This is a genomic window from Actinoplanes subtropicus (assembly GCF_000721705.1).
Taxonomy (GTDB): domain Bacteria; phylum Actinomycetota; class Actinomycetes; order Mycobacteriales; family Micromonosporaceae; genus Actinoplanes; species Actinoplanes subtropicus.
In genome coordinates this window covers 37,904-55,016 of record NZ_JOJL01000024.1, presented here as the reverse complement: position 1 = coordinate 55,016, position 17,113 = coordinate 37,904, and the positions used below count along the sequence as shown (strand labels likewise).

Here is a 17,113-nt window from a genome sequence, read left to right as displayed (position 1 = left end):
ATTTTTCCTATGATCTTCACATCGGCAATATCCGGACACGAAGAGGTGAATCGATGAATAAAGCAACTCGTATGCTGGTCATGACCGGAATGGCGATCGTCGCGGGAGCGACTTTCAGCGCGGGCCCGGCGTCGGCCGCCTCGGCCTCGCCGGCTCCGAGCCCCAGCAAGACCACGACCCAGGCCACCAAGGACTGGGGCCACGACCGGTCGCGGATCATCGGGTACTACAGCAACCCGTTCATCTGCAACCGGGTCGGGCGCAGCGGCGAGTGGCGGAACAGCTGGGACGACTACAACTGCTTCCGCGTGCCGTTCGGCTTCCACCGTGGGGACTGGGCGCTGCGGGTGAGCTGGGACCGCTGGGGTCACGACCACGGTGGCCCCGGCTTCCCGGGTCACGACCACGACGGCCCCGGCTTCCCGGGTCACGACCACGACGGCCCCGGCTTCCCGGGTCACGACCACGACGGCCCCGGCTTCCCGCACCACCCGGGCGGCTGGAGCAAGCACTGATCTATCGCACCACGCGGGGCCGTCTCCTTTCCGGGGGCGGCCCCGCCGCGCATTAACAAAGGCAATTCGCATTGACACACTTCGTTGCTGGACGCAAAATTGGGAGCGCTCCCATAGCCCAATTCCGTCCCCTGGAGAGCCATGCGATCCAAAATCCCCCGTCGCGTCGCGCTGGGCTCCGCCCTGCTCGCCGCCACCGCCCTGGCCGCGCCGCCGGCCTCGGGCGCCTACGCCGCCACGACCCCCGTCACCGTCACCGTCAACGCCCGCGCCGGTCTGGCCACCGTCCCGGCCACCGCGCTCGGCGCCAACGACGCCATCTGGGACAGCACGCTCGGCACCGACGCGGTCGCCGACCTGCTCGGCTCGGCCGGCGTCCAGATGATCCGCTACCCCGGCGGGTCGTACGGCGACATCTACCACTGGGAGACGCACACCGCCCCCGGCGGCTACGTGGCCCCGAACACCGACTTCGACACGTTCATGGCCTCGGCGCGCCGGACGGGCGCCGAGCCGATGATCATCGCGAACTACGGCACCGGCTCGCCGGACGAGGCCGCCGGCTGGGTCCGGTACGCGAACGTCACCAAGGGGTACGGCGCGAAGTACTGGACGATCGGCAACGAGAACTACGGCAACGGCCACTACGGCTCCTCCTGGGAGGCCGACGACCACGCCGACAAGAGCCCGGCCCAGTACGCGGCCGAGGTCATCGCCTACGCCGACGCGATGAAGGCGGTCGACCCGACGATCAAGGTGGGCGCGGTGCTCACCATGCCGGCGAACTGGCCCGACGCGCTGGTCGGCTCGGGCGACGCGGGTACCTGGAACCAGGTGGTGCTGCAGGCCGCCGGCCCGCACATCGACTTCGTCGACGTGCACTGGTACCCGGGCGGGGGCAGCGCGGCCGAGGCGATCGGCAAGACGCAGTACGTGGACGACGCGATGTACCTGCTGCGCACTCAGATCAACAAGTACGGCGGCGCGAACGCGAGCCGGCTCGGGATCAGTCTCACCGAGACGAACGTCGGGGTCGGGCAGAACACCCAGCCGGGCGCGATCTTCCTGGCCGACGCGTACAGCAGCCTGATCGCCAACGGCGTCTTCACCGTGCAGTGGTGGAACGTGCACAACGGGATCGGCACGCCCTCGACCGTGGCCGGGCAGCAGGACTACAACGACTTCGGGCTGCTCTCCAGCGGGACGTGCACGAGCGACGACACGGTCTGCGAGCCGCCGCTGAACACGCCGTTCGCCCCGTACCACGCGCTCAAGATGATGTCCTCCTTCCTGCATCCGGGCGACCAGATGGTCCAGGCCTCGGCCGACAACCCGCTGGTCACCGTCCACGCGGCGCGCCGGCCGAACGGCGACCTCGGGGTTCTGCTGATCAACAAGGACCCGGACGCGGCGCACGACGTCGCCCTGGACTACCGGGGCTACACGCCCTCGGCCGCGGCGCCCACGGTGCTGACCTACGGCAACGGCGACACGGCCGCGCACGCGGGCAGCGCGAGCACGCTTCCGCCGTACTCGATCACGCTCTTGACCTTGCACCCGAGCGCGAGCAACGCGGCGGCACCGGCCGCACCGGGCACCCCGACCGCCTCGGCGGTGACCGACCGGAGCGCGACGATCGCCTGGCCGGCCGTCAGCCGCGCCGCGAAGTACGAGATCTACCGGGCGAACGGCGCGATCAGCGAGCAACTCGGCGAGACCACCGGCACCTCGTTCACGGTGGGTAACCTGCAGCCCGGAAAGCGCTACACGGTCAACGTGCTCGCCCGGGACGCGGCCGGCCACCTCTCCTGGTCGTCGCCGCCGCTCACCTTCACCACCGGCGCGCCCGCCACCAGCACCTGTACGGTGAAGTTCGCCGACGTCAACGACTGGGCCAGCGGCTACGTCGGGCAGGTCGACATCACCAACACCGGCGCCGCGCCGCTGAACGGCTGGACGCTCAACTTCACCTGGCCGACCACGTGGCAGAGCGTGAGCAGCGGGTGGAACGCGACCTGGACGCAGAACGGCACCGACGTGCGGGTGACCAGCGACGGGACGCTCGCCGCGAACGGCGGCAGCACCTCGGTCGGCTTCGTCGGCGCCTACTCCGGGCCGAACGTTTTGCCGGCGGCGTTCACCCTCAACGGAACGCTCTGCTCCACGTCATCCTGACATTACCTTCGACCCGTAGCGTCCCGTCGAGTGCGGCTCGTCGAATATCTGCTGCTCTTCTTCGGGCTGGTCGGCGTCCACATCGCTGTCCACGTTCCGGGCGGGCCGATCCCGGTCCTGCTGGTGGCCGCCGTCGCGATCGTGTTCTACCTGCGGCGGGCCACCGGCTTCGACCGGGCGACCTTCTGGCGGCGCGGGTCACTGCGCGGCGTCCTGCTGCTGTGGGCCGCCGTCACGGTTCTCACCGTGGCGGCGGTCGCCGTCTTCGACCGCGCACATCTCTTCGACCTGCCCCGCCACCAGCCGTGGCTCTGGCTGGCGATCTGCGTCCTCTACCCGCTGGTCTCGGTGTATCCGCAGGAGTTGCTGTTCCGGGCGTTCCTGCTGCACCGCTACTCGCCGGTCTTCGGTTCCGGCAGAAAGGCCGCCGCGCTCGCCGCGGCGGCCCATCTGCTGTTCGGCAACGTGCTCGCGGTGGTGGCCACGATCCTCGGCGGCTGGCTGTTCGCCCGTCGCTACCAGCGCACGCAGTCGCTGCTCATGGTGTCAGTGGAGCATGCTCTGTACGGCATCACGATCCTCACGGTCGGGCTCGGGCAGTACTTCTACCACGGGCGTTTCCAGTGACCCGGCCGCGATCGGCCCCTTGACCTGCCGCGCGACCGCCCGCCACCAGCCCAGGTCGAAGCGGCCGCCGTCGGCCAGGAAAACGCCACGCAGGCTGTGCCAGGCCAGCCCCGGATACTTGTGGTGGATGCCGTGCAGGTTGAACGCGAGCACGAACGACTCGAGCGGCCGCGGCAGTTCGAGGTTCATCGCCTCGAGCGGCTCATCCAGCGCCGTGCCGTAGTGGTAGGCGTTGTCGGCCACCGACACCAGAAACGCCCGCCCCGCCAACACCACCATCAAAATCCACCAATTCCGGCCGTACGCGAGGAAAGCCCCCGCATAAACCAGGACGATCAGCGCGGCGTCCGGCCGGAACTGCCCCAGCCGGCGCCCGGTGATCGCGTCGAACAGCAGCGCGGTCACCGTGTCCGGCCTGTCCAGCAGGCGACGCAGCCGGTACCAGAGCGGCTTCGGCGCGACCGCGAGCAGCACCGACGCGACCTCGGCCAGGTAGAGCCCGCCGACCAGGCGCAGGTAGTAGCCCGGCGCGTGCGACCCCCAACTGCCGGTGTCGTAGACCTCGGTGCGCTCCCGCGGCGTACGGCTGAATCGGTGGTGCAGCAGGTGACCGGACTTCAGCAGAATGAACGGCGCCCCATAGCCGACCGCGAGCGCCCGGCCGAGCCGATCGTTCCAGGCGCGGTCGCGCAACAGCGAGCCGTGGATCGACTCGTGCAGGATCGACCACAGGTGAGTGCTGGTCAGCACCAGCGGAATCAGCAACCAGCCGGGCAGCGACGCCAGCGGGATCACGTAAAGCTGCAGCAGAAGAGAGCCGAGGGCGCCGGCAACCAGCAGGCTGGAGGTCGCCGTCGAGCCGTAAGTGCGGGCTGAAGGCACTTTCCGCAGGCTAGCCGCCCAAGGAGACCGCCACGTGTACCGCAGTTGAAGGCTGTGCTCGCCCGCCGTTCCCGGATACGGGGCACCCCGCAGATACGAGGTCATGGTGCGTCGCGACATGCCGGGCAGCGGTCGGGCCAAGCCCAAGACAGCGGCGGACCGGGCCCACGCCCCTCACAGGCCCGTGTTCGCCTGCGGTCCCGAGTAATCGTCGTCGCGGGCCAGCGCCGCGAGCTGGTCGAGGCGGCCCGCTGGCTGGACGCCGGCGACCGGCGGCTGCTCGCCCTCTGGTGGCAGGAGGCCAGCGGCGAGCTGGCCGACGCGCTCCGCGTCCAGCCCAAGCACGCCGCGGTCCGGGTGCAGCGGATGAAGGCCCAGCTGGACGTCGCCCGCGGGGTGGTGCGCGCGCTGCGGGCCCGGCCGCGCTGAGCGAGCAACTGCGCGGTGGAACGGGATCGCCGATCCGCTGTGGCGCAAGCGGCTGGTCCGGCACCTGCGCGACCGCCCGGTCTGCGGCACGATGCGCGGCGGTCTGATCGTGCCCGAGGAACTGCTGCTGGGCATGGCCGCGCTGCCGGCGCCGGCCGGGCTGTTGGTCGGGCTCAAGCCGGTGAAGCTGACCCTGCTCGGGCTGCTGCAGCAGAAGACGCTGACAGTCGCGGCGGTCACCACGGTCGCGGTCGGCGGCGGTCTCGCGTACGCGGTCCATGAGGAAACGCTCCCGCCCGGCGGCGAGACGGTGACGGTGACCCCGACGCTGGCTCGCTCCGCTGCCCCCGGCATCGCCGGACGGGTCGCCACGCGCCGGCCGCGGACCACCTTTCCCTGCGGTACGTTTTTCGCGTGCAGAAGCTCTCCGAGGCGACGCTCGCCGCGATCGGGCGGATGACCGTGGCCGCGACCGACCTCGAATACGCGCTGGCTTCGCTCGCCGACTCGCCGGCCGCGCTGTTCGCCGAGCCGGGCGCCGCGTTGCGCGCCGCCCGCGACGCGTCGCCTCCGCGTGCCGACGACATCCGGCACTGGATCGACGGCTCGGCCACCCAGCTCGTGCAGAGCCAGGCCGCCCTGCGCGCGATCTGGCGCGGCGGCCGCACCGACCCGGCCCTGTTCGACGAGATCACCAGCCGCCTGCTGCGCTGCCGCGAGGCGCTCGTGGCGGCTCAGGGCTTGCGGGCGACCGCGCCGTAGACCGAGACCGCCCCGTCCGGGGGCGGCGGCTCGTCGGTTTCCGGATGCCAATGCGGCAACACCTGCAGGCCCGGCTCGACCAGCTCGAGGCCGGCAAAGAAGCGGGCGATCTCCGGCTTCGCGCGCACGCGCATGGTGACGCCCTGGCGGCGGTAGATCTCGGTCACCGCGGCCCACGCCTCCGGCGCGAAATCCCCGGTCAGATGGGACAGCGCGAGATAGCTGCCCGGCGGCAGGGCCGCGAGCAGCTCCGCCACCAGGGCGTACGGATCCTGGTCGTCCCCGGCGAAATGCAGCACCGCGATCAGCAACAGGCCCACCGGGCGGTCGAGGTCGAGGGTTTCGCGCACCTCGGGCGACTCCAGGATGGCCCGCGGTTCGAGCAGGTCCGCCTTCAGGAAGCGGGTCACGCCGGTGCCGTCCAGCAGGCCCTCGGCATGGGCCAGCACGATCGGGTCGTGGTCGACATAGACCACCCGGGCGCCGGGGTGCACCGACTGGGCGACGTGATGCACGTTCGGCGGGCTGGGGATGCCGGTGCCGATGTCGAGGAACTGGTCGATGCCGCGCTCGGCGGCCAGGAAACGCACCGCGCGACGGAGGAACGCGCGATTTTCCCGGGGTGGCACGCGGCTGTGCGGGTTGGACTTCATGCCCTGTTCGGCGGCGTCCCGGTCGGCGTCGAAGTAGACGTCGCCGCCGAGCAGATAGTTGTAGACGCGGGCGGGATGCGGGCGGTCCGTGTGCAGGTCCACCCCGGCATCGTGCACTCAGGACAGTCGGGTCGTCCAGGCCTTCGCCTCATCCTCCGGCAGTTCCCGATCGACGGCGAGTTCCGGGACCATCATCGGGTACTGCCGGCCGATGTTGTAGCTGCGCGAATAGGACGGCGCGCTCACCACGATCACCCGGCGGCCGTCGGCGACCGGGATGTCGGCCGGGCGGCCCTCGCCCCAGATCGGGTCGCCGGCGGCGTCGGTCAGGTCGAACTGCGTGCGTACGCCGCCCTCGGGGATCATCAGGCCGTCCCGGGCCGCGGCCACCCAGGCCGGGTCGGGCGCCTCGCCGTCCACCCGGCCCTCGCCGATCAGCACGTCGGCCAGCAAGATGTGCAGCTGGATGTTGTCGCCGACGCCGCTCATCGTCATCTCGAACACCCGGCCGCTTTCCCGGTGCACGACCCGCAGCGGCTCGTCGTCGAGCACCCGCAGCAGGCCCAGCAGCCACGGCGCGTCCTCGGCGTGCTCGGCCATCGCGATCGTCGCGGCGGTCAGCCGGTCCCGCTCGGGCAGCGCCCGGCGGCACCGCTTCTGCTGCAACGGGACCAGCAGGCTGGGAATCCAGTCGTTCACCGAGAACCACGCCTGGGTGATCGCGCCGGCCTCCTCGACGCTGAGCCCGGCCGACGGCGCCGCGGCGACGAGCCGCTCGCGCAGCGCCCGGTACTCGTCCACGCTGGTGGGCGCGGCCACATCGTCGCCGAGCTGGTCGGCGAGCAGGCCGAACTGGGCGGCCGCCTCGAGCCCGCCGGCGACCCGGTCGACCAGCACGTCCAGCACCGGCAGCGGGTCGGCGCCCATCTCGATCAGGCCGGCCGCGAGGGTGGCCAGGAAGCCGCCGTTACCGAGCGCCACGTCGGCCAGCGCCGGCCGGAGCTTGACCAGGCCGGCGCCGAGCTCGGCCTGGTCGGCGAGCGGCACCCGATCGACGACGGCGCGCTGGTTCCTGGTGGACGCGGGCCCGTCCAGGCGCAGCACGGCGGCGGCCAGGTCGGCACAGATCGCGGGCAGGCTGCGGTGTCCGATCATCCGGGCATCGTAGTCACTAAATCATGGTCGCCAGGACCAGGTCGATCGCGCGGAGGATGGCCGCCCGGGACGCGTCGTCGTCATCGAGGTAGTCGAAGCCGTGCCGGCCGTGCGGCACCTCGACGACGTCCGGACGGGTCTTGGCGGCGTCGAGGAAGGCGCTCACTCCCTCGGCCACCGCCGGGTTCTCCCGCCCGACCCGGGTGAGCACGATCGGCAGGTCGCCGGCGAGCGCCACCGCGTCGACCGGACGGAAGCGGTCCAGCACCGGCCAACCATGCAAGGGCACCAGCACGGGGTACGTCAGGGCCACGCACCGCAACCAGGACGGCGGCTCGCGCAGCCAGTCCGCGGCGAGCAGGCCGCCCCCGGAGAAGAACCACAGGGCGATCCGCTCACCGTCCACCCGCGGGTCGGCCCGCACGGCATCGACCGCGGCCCGCACGTCGCCGGCGGCGTCCGGGTAGGCGGCCGGGGTGTGCAACCGGTGGTCGACGGTCGCGCCGACCACGCCGCGGGCGGCGACCAGTGAGGCGTACGCCTGGTAGACCGGCCAGTCGCGCGGGGTGGGCCGCACCTGAGCCGGCATGGGTCCGCCGTGCACGATCAGAACCGCCGGCCGGGCGCGGTCGGTGTCGTCCGGCGGGTAGAGGTCGATGGGGCCGTGCCGCTCCGCCGTACGGGTGGCGACCGGAAGCACGAACGGCTGCAGAAAATCCATGACCCGCAGGCTAATCGCGAAGATCGGACCACACGGTCAGCAAACAGACTTCAGGGCCCGGTCGATACGACCAGACCCTGAAGTTTCCGATGGGGTGATCGACGGGACTTGAACCCGCGACACCCGGGACCACAACCAAGGTCATGGTCAATCAGGCGTAGCTGATCTAGCTGTTCTACCAGGTCAAGGCCGAGCAACAGGGCGCGGATCGCATCGGCTGACCGCACCTGACCGCAGCTCCCGCTCCCGGCCCCGCTCCCACTCCGCTCCCAACGCACGGCCCTTGTCGGTAGCGGCTAACCGACTGCGATCGATGGCTCGGCCACCGCCAGTGCGAGAGTAGCGTCATCACTCCGCTTGTTCCGTGGCCAACGGACGCCCTTGGGGTCCGACTCTTCCGCAGCCCGCACCCGGCGCAAGACCGTCTCGGGACCGTCCTTTTCTGCCAGATCGAGAAGCTCGGGCCACGAAAGCTCGCCGAACACGTTGACGATTCGGGCCGCACCGTCGGTCAACACCGCAAAGCGTCGCAGGCCTTCTGTGGCAATTCGTCCGGCAAGCGCTTGGCTCGCGGCAGACGGATCCGCTGCGGCGATCCAGAAACCGCCGGGTCGATTTCGCATCGCAAGCTCGGCATGCTTCATGCGCACCAATGCATCGCCTTTCTCAACCGATCCGATTGGGTATCCGTCCGCTATTCGGCGCTCAATTGGCGCAGTTTGACTCACCCGTTCGTCTGACACCGCGCTAATTCCGGCACTTGTGTCGAGAACGATCGAGACGTCCCCCAAGACAAGGTAGTCAGCCCAGCCCTCCCGGAGGCGGACCATAGCAACCGCTGCGGATGGTGTCCCTTCATGAGTTAGGTCGCATTGAGGATGCAGAGCCGCCACGTGTTCGATGCCTGTAGCCAGCACATCGCTGAGCGACAGGTTGGCGTCGGCCGCACCCTGGGACAATGCTGAGCCCAGGTGCGCCGCGTACCAGGAAATGCCGTGTATGCAACCGGTATTCGTTCTGGCGGTGGCGCCATCCAGGACAACAACGAGGTGGGGCGACGCAGAAAACCAATCCTCGTTGTCGTGCTGTTGGCCGGATGGCAGCGAAGCGACGGCCGTTCGCATCTATGGTCCTCAACCCTCATGTTTGAACAAAGGCGAAACCCGTTCGACGGAGGTCACACGCCGACGGTCTTTCGGGTCGTAGTGGCAAAGAATGACGGTTGAGAACCGTCGCGTCTTCAGCTCTCTGTGCAACTCCTGGAGATTGTCTGCAACGTAGCGCGCCGCCCCGAGCGTTCCTTGCGCGTGCGTGCCGGCCAGATACAGAAACGATCCCTTTCCGTCCGGTCGCGGAAGTCTGCCGATATAGCCGTAGTCAGCGCACTCCCCATCATCACGCGGAGATCGATACTCCTTGCCAGTATCTGGCTCTTTGATGAACCAGCCCTTCTCGTCTTCGACGTACCGGAGGTGCGGGTCGGCTTCCATGACCTGGCTAAGGAATGGAAGGAGACGAGGGTTCGTCAAAACAATCAAATTCGGGCGATTGAGATGCACAAGCCCCGGAGGGGGAACGATCTCATATGCAGCGTCGAGCCCTACCGAGCGGGCAAGCTCGGCAAGAATCTCGTAGGCACCAAACGATTCGGCCGATAGCACAGCCCCGGGGTCCGTACGACCGACCTCGAACTTTCCGCCGATGGCCATTGTTAGCCGCCCACCGCCCAGGAACGCGCGCTCCGGCCGCGTGCCGGCCGAAAGCAGCTGAGAGACGCGGGAACGCGACATGTCAAGCATGTCGGCAATCTGCGACTGCGTCATCTTGCCGTTTAGCAACTCCTCAAGAGCGGCCCGACGAACACGCGACAGCTCGCCGATTGCCACTTGGTAGTCGTCGATGAGCTTGTGCGCCGTCAGTGCGCGTTCGCGTGCGTCTGTCAGAGCTTCGACGGCCGCAAGGTCCATCACGGCGCTCCCTCCCATACCGCTGTCAAGGGGGCTAACACTATCTCAGCGCGTTCATAGGGGCTACTAGCTGGGGCGATGTGTAGCCGGACGAACTCCCTTGTTAAGAGGGGTTGACAGGCCCCGGCGCCGCATGGTGTTCTGTTGATGTACCCCGCTGGACACGCAAGTGTAGGGGGGTAAACAGGCTTCTGGCCTGGCAAAACTCAACAGAGGCGGAGTGACCGAACCGCGCACGTTGAACCGGTCAGGTGCCCTACCTCTCCCGCTGGGAAGCGGCGAGTCGGGCGGCGCCAGCAGTGAGCGACAGGTCTAGGCCCCGCCCGTGCCCGGCATGACACCGGGACCCCTGCAACCGTCGTCACCGGCGGAGGGGGCGCGTGAGTCATGTGCCATGGAAAGCACATGAGCGCACTAAGGCGGACAGCAGACCTAGCTTGATTCGAACGGCCTGGTGAAGGCCGAGCTTTCTTGACGTTCCGGGCGGGTCGGCCGCTGTGATGCCGCTGGCCCTCCGGGCGTTCTCCGTACCGAATTCTCTACTTTTCCGATCAAGCGACAAGGAGATTGCATCATGGCGTCCCTCGCATCGATCGTGATCATTTCCGCAGCTCAGAGCACCAGCTACACCGCGTGCGCCGGGTGCGGCAAGACCCGCCCGCTGCCGCGTAACCAGACCAAATGCCGGGTGTGCCAGTCAGTGCCGCAGCGCGTGACGCGCGGCGCGGCGCGGGCCGCCTGATCCGAGAGGACCTTCCTTCCGTCATGCCGCGCAACTTCGACTCCACCGGCCCGACGCGGGCCGAGTTGGCCGCGATCGAGGCCGAGTGGCCCGCCATTCAGGCGGACATCGACGCCCTGGCCGACCCCGACTATGTCGACGCCCTGGTCGACGCCATCGACGCCGTGGAACGCGTCGGCCGGTCCGAGACGGACCGCCGCCGGCAGCGCCGCCAGACGGCCCGGATCACCCGCGCCGCCGTCACCCGGAAGGTGGCCGCCTGATGGCCACGATCCGCGAGCACACCGCCCCGGCCGGCCCGGTCGTCTTCGACGTCACCACGGTCGCCGCCGACGTCATCGTCATCGTGGAGGACCGCCCGGCCGCCCTGGTCACGGTCACCACGTCGGCCGACAGCGGGCCGGCCGCCGACGCGGTCCGCAACGCCCGGTTCGCCGACCGCCCCGGCGGGGTGTCGGTCCGGGTGCAGGAGCCGACCGGCGCCACCGGGTCGACCACGGTCGTCAACCGGTACGGCAGGGCCACCATCACCCAGGTCGGCATCGTGTCCGGCGGATCGGTCATCCAGGTCGGCGGGAACATCATCGGCGGCGATCTCAACATCAGCGGCGGTGGCCTGGTCATCGGTGGTAACGCTGCCGTGACGGGCAGCGGCGCGCCGATCGTCATCGAGGCTCGCCTCCCGCTGCGTTCGTCGCTGACCTGCCAGACCACCTCCGGTGACCTCGACACGACCGGCGAGCTGGTGGACGCCGAGGTCACGACGGTGTCCGGCGACATCCGCATCGGCGCGGCCCGCATGCCGCGGCTGCGCTCGACCTCCGGTGACATCAGGGTTGCCCAGCTCACCGGCTCCCGCGCCGTCGTCAAGACCGTCTCCGGTGACATCCGGATCACCGCCACGCAGTCCGGCGCCACCGTGAGCGCCCGGTCGGTGTCCGGTGACATCCGGGCGACCGGCCCGGACATCGACCTCGACGCGCGGACCGTGTCCGGCCGCGTCACCACCCGCTGACCAGCGAAAAGAGGGGTATACGCCCATGTCCACGGCTACCGCGAACCGCAGCGCCTACCCGCGCGAGGTCGCCGATCTCATCCCGCACGCCCGTGACCTCGCCGCGTCCCTCGGCGAGCTGCCCTCGCGCAACAAGCTGATGACCACGTTCAAGGTAGGCGCCCCGAAGGCCAAGGAACTGCTCGCCGCGCTGACCACCGCCCCGGCCGACCCGCCGACCCTGCCGGCCGAGCCGGAGCCGACCCCGGACCCCCTGCCGGAGCTCCCCGAGCCGACCGGCGAGCACGCCGAGCCCGAGTCCACGGACGTCGAGCCGGACCCCGCCCCGGCGGCCCCGGCCGTACCGGACACTCCGGCTGCTGCGGTCCGGCCGGAGCGGTCCCCCGTCACGTGGCCGGTGCTGCTGCTGTGCCTGCCCGCGTTCGTCGCGATCTGGGGCGGCTGGGTGGAGATGGGCCGGCTGACCGGCTTCGGGAAAGTCACGCTGCTACCGGGGATCTCCGACTTCCAGCTCAACACGGCGATCACGCTGCCCATCGGGGTGGAGACCTACGCCGCGTACGCCCTGTTCGTGTGGCTGTCCGGCCGGGCAGCCGGCGACGCCCGCCGGTTCGCCAAGCGGTCCGCGATCGCCTCGCTGATCGTCGGTGCCCTCGGCCAGATCGCCTACCACCTGATGAACGCGGCCGGCTGGACCTCGGCCCCGTGGTGGATCACCGCGATCGTCTCCTGCATCCCGGTCGCCGTGCTCGGCATGGGCGCCGCGCTCGCGCACCTGATGCACAAGCACTGACCGTCCCTGCTTACCCCGAGGAGATGCCCCCGATGGCCCGCAAGACGAACCCCGTGAAAACCGTCAACAAGCTCGGCGCCAAGTGGTCGCCCGACTTCGACGCCTACGCGTCCGGCCGCATCCGCGCCGACCAGGTGCGCTGCGTGCTCTGCCAGCACAGCCCGTGCAACTGCCCGCCGTTCGGCAGTGACGCCTACCTCGCCCTGATCAACAAGGTGCACGGGCGTCGCCGGTAGTTCCGCCCGGCGGCACAGCCCACAGCCTGCAAGCAAGTGCTGTGCCGCCGGTCTCCACCCCTTCGGTCCCGTAAGACCTCAAGGAGAGACCCCCATCATGGCAAACAACCAGAACCGCTCCATGGACCCGGTCGAGAACCTCGCCCGAAAGGAGCGGCAGGCCGCCGCCCGGCTCGCCGCGATGGCGGCTGACTCCCGGCAGCGGCGGGCCGCGCACGCCGCCGGCCGCGACAGCCGGGCGATCGGCGTGTCCCGTAAGGCGTTCGGCCGGTGACCGCCCCGGCCGTGTTCGCGGCGGTGTTCGTCGCCTTGTACGTCGCGCATCAGGTCGCCGACCACTGGGTGCAAACCGACCATCAGGCGTGCACGAAGGGCGCGCCCGGTTGGCCCGGCCGGATCGCCTGCGCCGCGCACGTCGCCTCCTACACCGCGACGGCGCTGGTCGCGCTGGCCGCTCTGCGGTACACGCTGCACGTGCCGCTCGACCCGTGGCGGGTGGCGGCCGGGCTGACCGTCTCGGCGGTCACGCACTACATCGCCGACCGGCGGAGCCCGCTGCGGTGGTTGGCCGAGCGGCTCGGCGCGGCCCGGTTCTACCAGCTTGGTGCCTGCCGCGACAGCGGCGACAAGCCGTGCCTCGGCACCGGTGCGTACGCGCTCGATCAGTCCTTCCACTACGCGTGGCTATTCGTCGCAGCGCTGGTGATCGCGTCATGAGCCGGGCGCACACCGCCCGCACCGTGACCGCCTGCCCCGGCTGTGGGCGCATCCCGTGTGCCTGCCCGCCGCCGGCCGCGCTCGCCGCGCGGCTGGCGGCCCGGGAGGCCTCCCGCCGGGAGCTGCACGCAAAGATGGCCGTCCGACTCCGCCGTGAGGCCGCCGACCGCTGACCGCCGCCGTGCGCGAAACCTGTTGTGGTGCAACGGTTTTCGCGTGCGGTGGCTGCCAGAGCGGCACGCCGAACCAGCCGAAGTGAAGGACGACCTGATGGCGAAGAAGACCTCTAACCCGCAGCAACTGCTCGCCGCCCTGCGATCGGACCCGGATGTCGACCTGATGTCCACGACCCGGATGACCCGCGCGCAGCGCAAGAGCCTCGGCGAGATCCGCTGGACGGCCGGGCCGCAGACCCCCGGCCAGCGGCTGGCCCGCGCGCTGTGGGGCTGACCCGCACCCGACGCTGACCGTCACCGTCGCGGAACCCGTTGCCACACAACAGGTTCCGCGTGCGGTGGCCGCCAGATAGGCGCGCCAGGACAGGAGAAGTTCCCGATGTACCACGTCGAGAAGAACGCCAAGGCGGACGCCAACAAGATTCGCCAGGACCTCAAGGCGTCCGGCATGGGCGACCGGCAGGCCGACCGGATCGCCAACCGGCACGAACAGCGTCAGGTCCGCAACGGCAACAAGTGGATCCGCAAGAACGTCGGCCTCGACTGATGGCAGGCCGGGTCCCGAACACGATCACTGACCAGCAGTGGGCGGCCTTGGGTCGCCGTGCCCAGAAGGCCAACCCGGATGTGTTGTCCGACGCGGCGACCCGCCGCCGGCTGGCCTCGATCGCCCAGCGCCGTAAGGCGGACCAGAACTGAACCCGCCCGGCGGCGCGGCCTTCTCGGCCTCGACAACCACGGCCGCGCCGCCGGCCCTCACCCCCCTGCCCAACGACACAAGGAGAGGGGACCTCATGGTCCCGTACGCCCGCGCGTGCACCTACGCCGCCGCCGGTCTCAACGTGTTCGCCGCGCTCGCCGCGCCGACGACGCTGCGCACCTTGTGCGCCGTGTCGTTCGCGTTCACGACCGGCGTGCTGCTCGCCCGTGGGAGGACCAGCCATGACCGCTGACCCGGCCGTGATCGTGCCGATCGACGTGGCCGGTCAGGGCCTGCTCCCCGAAGAAATCACCGACCACGTCGCCGGGCTGCTCGCCGACCTCGGCGCGACTCCTGGCGCGATCGGGCGGCGGCTTGCCGCGCTCGGCATCACTGGGCACCGCGACGAGTCCGACCGCTGCCCGATCGCCAACTACCTGCGCCGGGTGAACCCGTCGCTGCATGCCGTCAACGTGCTCGACGGCGTCATCGAGATCCGCACCGAGGCCGGCACCGAACTCACGGTCCCGGCCTCGGACGAGGTCAGCGAGTTCGTGTCGCTGTTCGACCAGAACTACTTCCCCCGGCTCGACGCGTCCGCCCAGCCCAACCCTGCCGCAGACCCGGGCACGACCGCCCGACAGGAGGCCCGTTCGTGAGCACCACCCCCCACGACAACCCGGAGAACATCGACCCGGACGACATCCAGAACGACCCCACCGTGAACGACACGGCCGAGACCGGTACGGCCGACGTGCTCGACCTGAACGCGGCCCGCACCCGCCGGGCCGGCACAACCGACGCGGCCGACACCCACTTCGACCACACGATCGACGACGAGCCGACCCCGGGCGGCATGCCCGTCGACCCGCCGCCCTCGGACGTACGGGGCCGCCAGCCGATCGTGCCGCTCGGCCTGTCGACCTGGGGCGCGATCAAGTCCACGATCAAGTACCACACCGGGGTCGGCTGGTATCACGCCCGGTTCCACGCCGTGCGCTCACCCTGGTACCTGATTCAGGTCGCGTTCTGGGGCACGTACGGGCTGGTCAAACTCGCCGGCCGGCAGATCAAGTGGTGGTGGCTGACCGAACAGACCGGGCTGCGGCAGCGGGCCGCCGACGATCAGGACTGGCAGGCCTGGCACAAGCTGCACCGCGAGGTCAAGGCCACCCGCGCGTGGCGGTTCACCGTCCTGGCCGGGGAACTGCTCGCCCTGGTCCTACTTGGCCCATTCGTGTGGGTCACCGCGCCGTGGTGGGTGCTCTACCCCGCCCTCGCGGCTGCGGTCGCGGGGCTGGCGCGGCTCGGCCGGCCGGTGGACCGGCCGATCGTGTCGGCCGCCGTGGTCACCGGCCGGTTCCGGCGGATCAACCCGGATGTGGTGCTGCGCGCCTACTACGCGGCCGGACTCGGCAACCCGGACAAGCCGAACCAGCAAATCTCGTTCGGTGGGCCGATGGCCCGCGACGTCACCGACACCGGCTCGCAGGTCATCATCGATCTGCCGTTCAACGGCAAGACCTGGGAAGACGTCCTGAAGGCCAAGTCCGCGATCGCCGCAGGCATGGACGTCTCGGTCAACCAGATCTTCCTGACCCGCGACCCGTCCAGCCACCGGCGGCACCTGCTGTTCGTCGCCGACCGCGACCCCCTGGCCATCCCGGCGGGCCGCACGCCGCTGCTGGACGGCAAGCCCCGTGACATCTGGACCGAAGCCCCGTTCGGCCTCGATGAGCGCGGGCGCAAGGTCGGGCTGCTGCTGATGTGGGTGTCCATCCTGGTCGGCGCCCAGCCGCGTAAGGGCAAGACGTTCTCCACCCGGCTGCTCGCCCTGTTCGCCGCCCTCGACCCGTACGTCAGGTTGCTGGTGGTGGACGGGAAGATGTCCCCGGACTGGGACAAGTTCCGGCTCATCGCCCACCGCTACGTGTGCGGGGTGGTCCCCAACTCCCGCGACAACGACCCGATCACGCACTTCCTGGAGATGCTGCGCGAGGTCAAGAAGCACATCGAGGAGGTCAACGACTTCCTCGCCGGGCTGCCGACCTCGGAGTGCCCCGAGGGGAAGATCACCCGCGAGTTGTCCCGCAAGTACCCGCAGCTCCGGGTGTGGATGCTGGTCATGGAGGAGTTCCAGAACTACTTCGAGACCGACGACCAGGAGATCAACAAGAAGGTCGCCGCGCTGCTGTCGTTCATCATGGCCGTCGGCCCGAGCGCGGGTGTGATCATCCTGTCCAGCTCGCAGAAACCATCCGGGGTCGGCGCGGGTGACGTGCAGCGGCTGTTCAACCGCTACCGCGACAACCACGCCGTGCGGTTCGCGCTCAAGTGCGGCAACCGCACCGTGTCGGAGGCCATCCTCGGCGGCGACGCCTACCAGGAAGGCTACGACGCGTCCGCGCTCCCGACCGGTAGCCCGTATCGGGGCGTGGGCATCCTCTACGGCCACTCCGACGACACGGCCACCGTGCGGACCTACCTCGCCGATCACACCGACGCCGAGCGGATCCTCACGGCCGCCCGCAAGGAGCGCGAGCGGCTCGGCCTGTTGACCGGTGCCGCGGCTGGTGAGCAGGTCGCCCGCGACGTCCGCGACACCCTCGCCGACGTGCGCGGCGTGTTCCTGCCCGGTGAGCCGGGCCTGCACTGGGCCACGGTCGCGCAGCGGCTGGCCGACCAGTTCCCAGAGCACTACGCCGACGTCACCCCCGACGCGGCCTCGGCGCTGCTACGCGAGCACGTCCCGAGCGTCGTCGTGAAGGTCAAAGGCGACGGCGCCCGCGGCTGCCGACTGTCCGATATTGATGACGCGATCGACCGCCGCAAGACCGCCTGACCGGTA

General features: G+C 70.0%; 26 protein-coding genes. 20 read left to right on the top strand and 6 right to left on the bottom strand.

The annotated features are described in order from the left end of the window. Nucleotides 1-53: 53 nt before the first annotated feature. The 3 genes from IH26_RS0131345 (at nt 54) to IH26_RS0131335 (ending at nt 3,317) form a co-directional block, all read left to right on the top strand. Nucleotides 54-515 (top strand): hypothetical protein, encoded by a 462-nt coding sequence (locus IH26_RS0131345; protein WP_157437481.1) that lies wholly within the window; start codon nt 54-56, stop codon nt 513-515. Nucleotides 516-656: 141 nt separating this feature from the next. Further along, nucleotides 657-2,690, top strand: a complete 2,034-nt coding sequence (locus IH26_RS0131340) for a cellulose binding domain-containing protein (RefSeq protein WP_030439861.1) — start codon at nt 657-659, stop codon at nt 2,688-2,690. A gap of 30 nt (nt 2,691-2,720) precedes the next feature. After that, nucleotides 2,721-3,317, top strand: a complete 597-nt coding sequence (locus IH26_RS0131335; protein WP_030439860.1) for a CPBP family glutamic-type intramembrane protease — start codon at nt 2,721-2,723, stop codon at nt 3,315-3,317. Here IH26_RS0131335 and IH26_RS0131330 read toward each other — a convergent pair. Beyond that, complete coding sequence (locus tag IH26_RS0131330; RefSeq protein WP_245665691.1) at nt 3,237-4,199, bottom strand: fatty acid desaturase family protein; 963 nt, start codon at nt 4,197-4,199, stop codon at nt 3,237-3,239. The genes IH26_RS0131335 and IH26_RS0131330 overlap by 81 nt on opposite strands. A gap of 45 nt (nt 4,200-4,244) precedes the next feature. Between IH26_RS0131330 and IH26_RS60180 the strand changes: the two genes are divergently transcribed. From IH26_RS60180 to IH26_RS0131315, 3 genes are all read left to right on the top strand, one after another. Continuing rightward, on the top strand, nt 4,245-4,628 hold the full coding sequence (locus IH26_RS60180; protein ID WP_169789846.1) for a hypothetical protein: 384 nt from the start codon (nt 4,245-4,247) through the stop codon (nt 4,626-4,628). A gap of 91 nt (nt 4,629-4,719) precedes the next feature. After that, complete coding sequence (locus tag IH26_RS0131320) at nt 4,720-5,088, top strand: hypothetical protein (RefSeq protein WP_030439857.1); 369 nt, start codon at nt 4,720-4,722, stop codon at nt 5,086-5,088. Continuing rightward, nucleotides 5,043-5,390 (top strand): hypothetical protein, encoded by a 348-nt coding sequence (locus IH26_RS0131315; protein WP_030439856.1) that lies wholly within the window; start codon nt 5,043-5,045, stop codon nt 5,388-5,390. Before IH26_RS0131320 ends, IH26_RS0131315 begins: the two co-directional genes overlap by 46 nt. Here the strand turns inward: IH26_RS0131315 and IH26_RS0131310 are convergent. From IH26_RS0131310 to IH26_RS0131295, 5 genes are all read right to left on the bottom strand, one after another. Continuing rightward, nucleotides 5,363-6,145 carry an SAM-dependent methyltransferase gene (locus IH26_RS0131310; protein ID WP_245665688.1) on the bottom strand — a complete coding sequence of 261 codons (783 nt, stop codon included), beginning with the start codon at nt 6,143-6,145 and terminating at the stop codon, nt 5,363-5,365. The two genes, IH26_RS0131315 and IH26_RS0131310, sit on opposite strands and share 28 nt — an antisense overlap. A 15-nt stretch (nt 6,146-6,160) precedes the next feature. Further along, on the bottom strand, nt 6,161-7,198 hold the full coding sequence (locus tag IH26_RS56305; RefSeq protein ID WP_051808815.1) for a hypothetical protein: 1,038 nt from the start codon (nt 7,196-7,198) through the stop codon (nt 6,161-6,163). 16 nt (nt 7,199-7,214) lie between these two features. Continuing rightward, on the bottom strand, nt 7,215-7,919 hold the full coding sequence (locus IH26_RS0131300; protein WP_030439853.1) for an alpha/beta hydrolase: 705 nt from the start codon (nt 7,917-7,919) through the stop codon (nt 7,215-7,217). Nucleotides 7,920-8,215: 296 nt separating this feature from the next. After that, complete coding sequence (locus IH26_RS58520; protein WP_084599200.1) at nt 8,216-9,043, bottom strand: protein phosphatase 2C domain-containing protein; 828 nt, start codon at nt 9,041-9,043, stop codon at nt 8,216-8,218. Between the two features lie 9 nt (nt 9,044-9,052). Then, a complete protein-coding gene (locus tag IH26_RS0131295) occupies nt 9,053-9,886 on the bottom strand; it encodes a sigma factor-like helix-turn-helix DNA-binding protein (RefSeq protein ID WP_030439852.1) in 834 nt (277 codons plus the stop codon). Nucleotides 9,887-10,460: 574 nt separating this feature from the next. On the opposite strand from IH26_RS0131295, the gene IH26_RS60175 reads away from it, so the two are divergent. The 14 genes from IH26_RS60175 to IH26_RS0131230 all read left to right on the top strand — a co-directional run bounded on the left by IH26_RS60175 (nt 10,461) and on the right by IH26_RS0131230 (nt 17,107). Next, a complete protein-coding gene (locus tag IH26_RS60175; RefSeq protein WP_157437479.1) occupies nt 10,461-10,628 on the top strand; it encodes a hypothetical protein in 168 nt (55 codons plus the stop codon). 23 nt (nt 10,629-10,651) lie between these two features. Then, nucleotides 10,652-10,891 (top strand): DUF6284 family protein, encoded by a 240-nt coding sequence (locus IH26_RS0131290; protein WP_030439851.1) that lies wholly within the window; start codon nt 10,652-10,654, stop codon nt 10,889-10,891. Further along, nucleotides 10,891-11,643 carry a DUF4097 family beta strand repeat-containing protein gene (locus tag IH26_RS0131285; protein WP_030439850.1) on the top strand — a complete coding sequence of 251 codons (753 nt, stop codon included), beginning with the start codon at nt 10,891-10,893 and terminating at the stop codon, nt 11,641-11,643. The genes IH26_RS0131290 and IH26_RS0131285 overlap by 1 nt, the downstream gene beginning before the upstream one ends. 25 nt (nt 11,644-11,668) lie before the next feature. Beyond that, nucleotides 11,669-12,436 carry a hypothetical protein gene (locus IH26_RS0131280; RefSeq protein WP_030439849.1) on the top strand — a complete coding sequence of 256 codons (768 nt, stop codon included), beginning with the start codon at nt 11,669-11,671 and terminating at the stop codon, nt 12,434-12,436. A gap of 32 nt (nt 12,437-12,468) precedes the next feature. Further along, on the top strand, nt 12,469-12,672 hold the full coding sequence (locus IH26_RS0131275; protein ID WP_030439848.1) for a hypothetical protein: 204 nt from the start codon (nt 12,469-12,471) through the stop codon (nt 12,670-12,672). Between the two features lie 97 nt (nt 12,673-12,769). Then, nucleotides 12,770-12,946 carry a hypothetical protein gene (locus tag IH26_RS60170; protein ID WP_157437478.1) on the top strand — a complete coding sequence of 59 codons (177 nt, stop codon included), beginning with the start codon at nt 12,770-12,772 and terminating at the stop codon, nt 12,944-12,946. Beyond that, nucleotides 12,943-13,389 (top strand): DUF3307 domain-containing protein, encoded by a 447-nt coding sequence (locus IH26_RS0131265; RefSeq protein WP_030439847.1) that lies wholly within the window; start codon nt 12,943-12,945, stop codon nt 13,387-13,389. Before IH26_RS60170 ends, IH26_RS0131265 begins: the two co-directional genes overlap by 4 nt. Beyond that, on the top strand, nt 13,386-13,562 hold the full coding sequence (locus IH26_RS60165) for a hypothetical protein (protein WP_157437477.1): 177 nt from the start codon (nt 13,386-13,388) through the stop codon (nt 13,560-13,562). The genes IH26_RS0131265 and IH26_RS60165 overlap by 4 nt, the downstream gene beginning before the upstream one ends. A gap of 43 nt (nt 13,563-13,605) precedes the next feature. Further along, nucleotides 13,606-13,839 carry a hypothetical protein gene (locus IH26_RS0131255; protein WP_157437476.1) on the top strand — a complete coding sequence of 78 codons (234 nt, stop codon included), beginning with the start codon at nt 13,606-13,608 and terminating at the stop codon, nt 13,837-13,839. A 105-nt stretch (nt 13,840-13,944) separates the two neighbouring features. Continuing rightward, on the top strand, nt 13,945-14,112 hold the full coding sequence (locus IH26_RS60160) for a hypothetical protein (RefSeq protein WP_157437475.1): 168 nt from the start codon (nt 13,945-13,947) through the stop codon (nt 14,110-14,112). Then, on the top strand, nt 14,112-14,264 hold the full coding sequence (locus tag IH26_RS61520) for a hypothetical protein (protein WP_169789847.1): 153 nt from the start codon (nt 14,112-14,114) through the stop codon (nt 14,262-14,264). Before IH26_RS60160 ends, IH26_RS61520 begins: the two co-directional genes overlap by 1 nt. Before the next feature lie 95 nt (nt 14,265-14,359). Next, a complete protein-coding gene (locus IH26_RS60155) occupies nt 14,360-14,518 on the top strand; it encodes a hypothetical protein (protein ID WP_157437474.1) in 159 nt (52 codons plus the stop codon). Further along, nucleotides 14,508-14,924 (top strand): hypothetical protein, encoded by a 417-nt coding sequence (locus IH26_RS0131235; RefSeq protein WP_030439845.1) that lies wholly within the window; start codon nt 14,508-14,510, stop codon nt 14,922-14,924. The genes IH26_RS60155 and IH26_RS0131235 overlap by 11 nt, the downstream gene beginning before the upstream one ends. Next, a complete protein-coding gene (locus IH26_RS0131230; protein WP_030439844.1) occupies nt 14,921-17,107 on the top strand; it encodes a hypothetical protein in 2,187 nt (728 codons plus the stop codon). Before IH26_RS0131235 ends, IH26_RS0131230 begins: the two co-directional genes overlap by 4 nt. Nucleotides 17,108-17,113 lie beyond the last annotated feature (6 nt).